Annotated in this window: 5 protein-coding genes; 1 reads left to right on the forward strand and 4 read right to left on the reverse strand. The window is 35.7% G+C overall.

Annotated features, from left to right (window positions below):
• Window positions 1–76 precede the first annotated feature (76 nt).
• The 4 genes from hemL to GXM17_RS21870 are packed head-to-tail and all read right to left on the reverse strand — an operon-like array spanning window position 77 to window position 3,510.
• The gene (gene hemL, locus GXM17_RS21065) at window positions 77–1,363 is read right to left on the reverse strand and encodes a glutamate-1-semialdehyde 2,1-aminomutase (RefSeq protein ID WP_163401488.1); all 1,287 of its coding nucleotides are present in this window, start codon (window positions 1,361–1,363) and stop codon (window positions 77–79) included.
• Window positions 1,364–1,383: 20 nt separating this feature from the next.
• The gene (locus tag GXM17_RS21070; RefSeq protein ID WP_163401489.1) at window positions 1,384–2,277 is read right to left on the reverse strand and encodes a glucosaminidase domain-containing protein; all 894 of its coding nucleotides are present in this window, start codon (window positions 2,275–2,277) and stop codon (window positions 1,384–1,386) included.
• Complete coding sequence (locus GXM17_RS21075; RefSeq protein ID WP_163401490.1) at window positions 2,270–3,178, reverse strand: 1-aminocyclopropane-1-carboxylate deaminase/D-cysteine desulfhydrase; 909 nt, start codon at window positions 3,176–3,178, stop codon at window positions 2,270–2,272. Before GXM17_RS21075 ends, GXM17_RS21070 begins: the two co-directional genes overlap by 8 nt.
• Window positions 3,175–3,510, reverse strand: a complete 336-nt coding sequence (locus tag GXM17_RS21870; RefSeq protein WP_244307457.1) for a hypothetical protein — start codon at window positions 3,508–3,510, stop codon at window positions 3,175–3,177. Before GXM17_RS21870 ends, GXM17_RS21075 begins: the two co-directional genes overlap by 4 nt.
• Before the next feature lie 112 nt (window positions 3,511–3,622).
• Between GXM17_RS21870 and GXM17_RS21080 the strand changes: the two genes are divergently transcribed.
• Window positions 3,623–3,808, forward strand: coding sequence for a C1orf53 family protein (locus GXM17_RS21080; RefSeq protein WP_163401491.1), 186 nt, complete (start codon window positions 3,623–3,625; stop codon window positions 3,806–3,808).
• The last annotated feature ends 70 nt before the right edge of the window (window positions 3,809–3,878 follow it).

The raw sequence follows: 3,878 nt of genomic DNA on the forward strand, positions 1-3,878 counted from the left end.
TTTTTGGGCTTTTTAAAAGAGCTCAAATATTTTTCAGAATAACTTTTCAACTTACACAGTTAGTGAGACACTACCTTTAAAATGCTTTTGAAACTTTATCAATCGCATTAATCGTAAAATCTAAATCTTCATACGTTAAAGCATCTGTAATAAACCAGGTTTCATATGCTGATGGCGCAATATAAACCCCTTCCTGCAACAAGCCGTGGAAGAATTTCTTAAATGTTTCGTTATCTCCTTTTGCAGCTGTTTGAAAATCAGTAACCGGATCTGCGTCAAAGTGAACCGAAATCATAGAACCAACTCTGTTGATGGTAAAAGCAACATTATTTGCTTTTAATACCCTGTCAATTCCGGCTTCTAAATAAGCTGTTTTTTCTTCTAATCGGGTAAAAATTGCTGCATCATTATTTAAAGCCTTCAGCATCGCTAGACCGGCAGCCATTGCCAATGGATTCCCTGACAATGTTCCCGCCTGATAAACAGGGCCAAGAGGTGCTAAATAATTCATGATTTCCTCTCGCGCAGCAAAAGCTCCAACCGGAAGCCCACCGCCAATCACTTTTCCGAATGTCACAATATCAGCATCAATATTGTACAACTCCTGAACGCCACCTTTTGCTAAACGGAAACCGGTCATTACCTCATCAAAAATCAGTAAAATTCCGTTTGCAGTACATAAATGTCTTAACCCTTGCAAAAATCCTTTTTGAGGCGGAATACAGCCCATATTTCCGGCAACCGGCTCAATAATGATTGCTGCTATTTCATTTTTATTAGCTTCAATTAAAGTTTTTACATTCTCTAAATCATTGTATTTTGCCAATAAAGTATCTTTTGCAGTTCCTTCTGTAACGCCCGGACTGTTTGGTGAACCAAAAGTTACCGCGCCACTTCCTGCCTGAATCAAAAAGGAATCAGAATGTCCGTGGTAACAGCCTGCAAATTTGATGATTTTGTCTCTTTTTGTAAAGCCGCGTGCCAGACGAATAGCACTCATACAAGCTTCTGTTCCTGAATTCACAAAACGGATTTTATCAATATTCGGAACCATAGAAACAGCTAAAGCTGCGATTTCTGTTTCCAGTTCTGTTGGCATTCCAAATGAAGTTCCCAGTTTTGCTTTTTCGATTACAGCATCAACAACGGGCTGATAAGCATGTCCCAAAACCATTGGCCCCCATGAATTGATATAATCGATTAATTTATTTCCGTCTTCATCATACAAATAAGCACCTTTGGCACTTTTAACAAAAATCGGAGTTCCGCCAACGGCTTTAAAAGCACGAACTGGTGAATTTACCCCTCCCGGAATTACTTTTTCTGCTTCAGCAAAAAGCTGGCTGCTTCTTTTATAAATCATTATTAATTATTAATTGTGAATTATTTCACTTTCAGCAATTGTCCTATTGAAAGTGCGTTATCTGTCAGGTTATTTTTCTGTTTTAATTCGTCAACCAGAATGTTGAATTTTTTGGATATCGAATACAAAGTATCACCTTTTTGAACTTCATATAAATTCGGATCATTTGAGCTTAAACTTATCTTTGGGTCGGAAGCCGGATCATAAGTTGATTTTCTTGCCGGAGCAGTTTTATTGATTGGCGTATAGTTTTTTCCTGTAACCTGACAATCATACTGATGCAGATTATACCGTTCAATATAACTGATTAATTTATCCGGATACTTTGGGTCTGTCGCATAACCACAAGCCCTTAACCCTTTTGACCAGGCTTTGTAATCGTCTTTTTCATAGGTAAACAAAACAGCATATCTGTTTTTTCCAACCAAAAACAGGGCATGGTCCCTATACGATTCTGAAGCCTCTCTATATTTTCTAAAACACTCCTGAGATGAATCGTCATCATGGCGTACACTCTCTCCAAGCCAGTCCTTGTGACATTTGATTCCAAAATGATTATTCGCAGCTACTGCCAAATCTCCTTTACCGGCTCCCGATTCCAGAATTCCCTGTGCCAGAATAATACTTGCCGGAATCCCATATTTTCGCATGTTTCCCATGGCAATATCTTTATACTGCAAGACATAATTACTAATCAAATCGCCGGTTACAACTGTTCTCGATGTAGATTGGATAACCTCAGTTGTATTATTTGTAGAGGGATAATTTTTAATGGTTCTAACTGGCTTTTTGGTTGCCGCAACTCTTGGTCTCTGAGCTGCTGCCGCTTTTTTGGTCGTTGCTATGGCTGGTTTGCCTGATGAGCAGCTTACCAAAATTAGTAGCGTAAAGAACAGTACAATTTTTTTAATCATTGTTGTTGAGTATTGGTAATTTCTTCTCCTTCAATTTGATATTCATTCCTTCAATGCCCTGTAATCCACCGGAGTGAATGAGTAAAATTTTTGAATTTGCAGGAAAATAGTTTTTACGGATTAAATCTATAACGCCAAAAACCATCTTTCCTGTATAAATTGGATCTAAGGGTACTTTATTTTCTTCAAAAAAAGCGTTGATAAATTCTATTAATTCCAAATTTATCTTGCCATAACCTCCAAAATGATAGTCAGAAATTAAAATCCAGTTATCTTTTTTTGCAAAAATACGAATTTCATCGTTTAAAAAATTACCTTTTAACGCCGGAAACCCTAAAATTTTTTGATTTGGCAATGCACTATTGATTAATCCCGAAATGGTTCCGCCTGTTCCAACAGCACAGCAAATGTAATCAAAAACCGAATCTTCATCTGTCAAAATCTCTTCGCAGCCTTTTACTGCCAGTTCGTTTGTACCACCTTCGGGAATCAGATAAAAATCTCCAAATTTTGCTTTTAACTTTTCTAAAAAAGACTTTTCACTTTTTAGACGATACTCTTCTCTGGAAATAAATTCAAACTGCATTCCGTTTTCCTGAGCAAATATCAGGGTTGGATTTTCATTGATTTTGTTAGGAAGTTCATCCCCGCGAATAATTCCGATAGTTTTAAAACCCTGTTCTTTTCCGGCGTAAGCCACCGCTGCAATATGGTTCGAAAATGCGCCTCCAAAAGTCAGTAAGGTCGTTTTATTTTCGGCTTTGGCCTGAAGTAAATTGTATTTCAGTTTTCTGAATTTATTTCCTGAAACAAAAGGATGAATCAAATCCTCACGCTTTATTGTCATGGAAATATCTTTGGGAAACTGAATATTTATGGGCTGATTGAAAACTGGATTCATTTTAATTTTATGTATTTCAAAAACTGAAAAAAAGATCGTTTTTTAAGATAATTTAAATCGGTTTCTTTTGTGTAAGCCTCTCTTTCAAAACTGATATTATGGTATGCCAAAGTTTTATTTTTATATTGAATCAACCTTATTAAATATTCCAAAAAATACCAGATAAAAAACGGCACAATCAACATTTCTAACTGTTGCCTTAAATGAATTTTTTCATGATTCAAAAAAACAACATTTACCTGGTCTTTATAATATCTAATTAAAATAAATGGAAACACGGCCATTCCCCGATATCCTCTCGGAATTAAATATTTGGCAACAATAAGAAACATTGGCTGTAAAATTTATAAATTTGTAGTTATAAAATTGTTTGATTTCAATAAAATCACAATCGACTAATTTATTTTCGATTTTAATGAAACGCCAATTGACACAAAATAGTTTATGAAAGAGCAAAGTAATGAAAATAAATTAATCGAAGGAGAAGATTTTTACTATACGCCTGAGGGTTATAAGTGCTTTACTGAAAAACATCATTTAAAACGCGGTTACTGCTGCAAGAGTGGCTGTCGTCATTGTCCGTATGGTTTTGACAAACGAACGGGAGAAATAAGAAAGAATGGTAATTAATTTAAGTTGCTAGTTAATCGATTTGTTCAACTGAAGTCCAAAGACAAATAAAGTAAGCTTTATCAGAAAG

Source organism: Flavobacterium fluviatile (assembly GCF_010645065.1).
GTDB lineage: Bacteria > Bacteroidota > Bacteroidia > Flavobacteriales > Flavobacteriaceae > Flavobacterium > Flavobacterium fluviatile.